Below are 2613 nucleotides of genomic sequence, written 5' to 3'. Positions count from 1 at the left end.
GTGAGTTAACTCATGCAACCCAGTTGCCGTCAAAATCTGTACCTGGTCCTGTACCGCAATCGGTAAAGCTTGCTTGATCAAAATAGCAGCCATCACGCTATCACCTGCAGCACGTGGCGCCAAGAAACGTGCGCGGCGCTTAGGTAGCATCGCGTACAAATCCGTTGCATTTAATTTTTCAGCATAAATACCATCTTCATTTTGAGCAAATACGATTATCTCGTCTGCCAATGGTTGTACAACAAAAAACATCGCACACACCTCCATCACTAAGCCGTTAAATTTCTCTCCGAGGGACCATTATTCCCCTATTCACTAACAAAAGCAATGCGTTTGTTCTAGAAATTCCGGTAAAGCGGTTTCATTGGTTTAGACCATTCTATATGTCAGACGACTACGTCCATCCCCGAGTTTCGTAACCACCATCTGTTGCTGAATTTGGCGTTTCATTGACTCCACGTGCGAAATCACACCAATCAAGCGACCACTTTGCTCGACCATCGAGAGCGCCTCCAAGGCCTGATTCAATGTGTTACTGTCGAGTGAACCAAATCCTTCATCGATAAATAGCGCATCAATTTTGGCACCACCAGCTCGACGTTGCACAATCTCTGCCATCGACAACGCAATCGACAGCGCCGCAATAAATGATTCCCCACCTGACAACGTGCTTGTCGACCGGACTTTACCACCATCTTGATCATAAATATCAATATCTAGTCCATTCTGGTTCGCCCGTCCTGCCTGCCGACTTGAGAGCACAAATTGGTACCGACCACTTGATAAGGTACCAATATAGTGTTCATTCGCATAGGTTAGGACCTCATACAGGAAACTGCGCAAGACATATGGCTCCAGGCGTAAGTGTAACAAATTGTTACCGTCGACCGCCTGAGTCAATTTAATCAAATCAGCTGACTTTGCCGTGATGGCATCAATGTCTGTTTGCAATTTCAAAATTGTAGTCTGTTGCTGTTGCAAAGACTCTAAGAGCCATTCCGCTTTGTTTAAACGTTCAGTTGCTTCATCTAAAGCCGTTTGTTTTTGTGTCAATTCAGCTTGTAACTGTGACAAATCTGGCCGTTCTTGACCAGCAGTCAACGCTCGGCTCTGCGCAATGGCTGTCGCGACCGTCTGACGTTGTGTGTCATAAGCAGCCAATTGCCGTTCTAATTGAATTAATTCATCCGGTTGATTCTGAATGCGATCTAATAACGCCTGTAGCGCCTGTTCATCCGCAACGGGGCCATCAGTAATCGCAATTCCCAGGCGGCCCTTCGCTTCATCTAATGCCGTCTGGTACGTATTTTGTTCTTGATTTAATACCAAACGTCGTTGCGAAAGCTCTTGCTGCGTTTGTTCGGCGGAACGAATTTTCTCATCAGCGCTCTGAACAACTTGTTGATAGGTCGCAATTTTTTCAGTCAATGCCTGTTGTTCAACCTCATAATCACTGACTGTTGAAAGCGGTCCGTCCGAATTCAATTCGTGTTGTTCACTGTCATTTTCAGCCAGCTGCGTCGTAATGCCCGCTAATTGCGTTTGCGTCCGTGCTAGATTCGTTTTAACAGATGCAATCTCCTCCGTCACAGTCGCTAATGTCGCTGTCAGTTGTTCTTGTTTAGTAACCTGATCTGATAGGTGCTGGCGAACTTGTGCGATGACAGTCTGTACGGTTGACGTATCATACGTGTCTGGCAACAAGTTGTTTGGAAACACGGTTGCCCATGCTGTGAAAAACTGATTATACTCACTCGCAAATCCGTCTCGTTCTGACGTAAGTTGCTTTGCCAATGTATCATACTGTTGTTTGGTTTGTGTAGCGTCCGTCGTCAAACTTGCTTCAGTCGCGATTGCCTGTTGCTCTGCAGTCTCAGCCTCATCAACAGCCGCCATAGCCACGTTAATTTCAGCATACGAGGTGCTACCAACGTGCGGGTCAGCTCCCTCGCCCGTATAAATCTGGCCACAAACCATGCAAGCCTCACCAATTTTCAGCTCACTATGAAGTTGTTTAATCATGAGTTCCCGGCGCAATGCGCCTTCGCTTCACGCATCGCGATGACATCCTGCAGATTAGCTTTAGCCGTATCTAGCTTACGTGTCACCCGCATCAAATTCTCAGCCTGTTGTGCGACCTTTTTTTCAGTTTGTTGCAGACGTTCATCAGTCCGTTGTAGCTCATCAGCTTGGGTAGCAAAAACCAACAATTGCTCACGCGATGATGAAACAGACGCTACTGTCGCCAAAGACGTTTGTAGCTCAACTTCTTTGGCAGTTAATTCAGCCAATTGCGTCTTTAACTGGGCTTCGTTAGTTTGTCGTGTTTGCCGTTGCTGGGCCAACTGAGTCGCTTGCGTAATCAGCATTGCCAGACGTTGCGCATTAGGCAACAAAGTCCGTGTAATTGTCGTCAACCGTGCTTCAGCAATCTTAATATCAGCTGCTTGTGTTAAAAGTTCCGCTTTCGTAGCCGTCGCCTCTGACAGGCTATGGGTTGTGGCCGCTTCGCGTGTCGCCAGCTGTGTTAATTCAGTTGCCACCCGCGCTAGTTGTTCTTCATATCGCGTCACATCATTCACGATACTTTGCTGTTGGTTTCCCCACTGCAAT

General features: G+C 47.0%; 2 protein-coding genes and 1 pseudogene. All 3 read right to left on the bottom strand.

Annotation, left to right across the window (positions count from 1 at the left end; genetic code table 11):
- The coding region (locus tag WEIDD23_RS13360) for a hypothetical protein (protein WP_197458760.1) at positions 1-252 on the bottom strand (252 nt) is incomplete at its 3' end.
- Between the two features lie 117 nt (positions 253-369).
- Positions 370-2022, bottom strand: coding sequence for an SbcC/MukB-like Walker B domain-containing protein (locus WEIDD23_RS01230; RefSeq protein WP_082778289.1), 1653 nt, complete (start codon positions 2020-2022; stop codon positions 370-372).
- Positions 2019-2613, bottom strand: a pseudogene (locus WEIDD23_RS12980) (SMC family ATPase); the annotation flags it as partial. The gene WEIDD23_RS01230 and the pseudogene WEIDD23_RS12980, both read right to left, overlap by 4 nt.

The sequence above is a fragment of the Weissella sp. DD23 genome (genome assembly GCF_001579105.1).
GTDB lineage: Bacteria > Bacillota > Bacilli > Lactobacillales > Lactobacillaceae > Weissella > Weissella cibaria.
Note: the sequence above shows the minus strand (reverse complement) of the source record. Positions and strands in the feature narration are given on the sequence as shown.

Coding starts and splice junctions, on each gene's coding strand:
- WEIDD23_RS01230 (WP_082778289.1), bottom strand. CDS start 2,022: ATGATTAAACAACTTCATAGTGAGCTGAAAATTGGTGAGGCTTGCATG.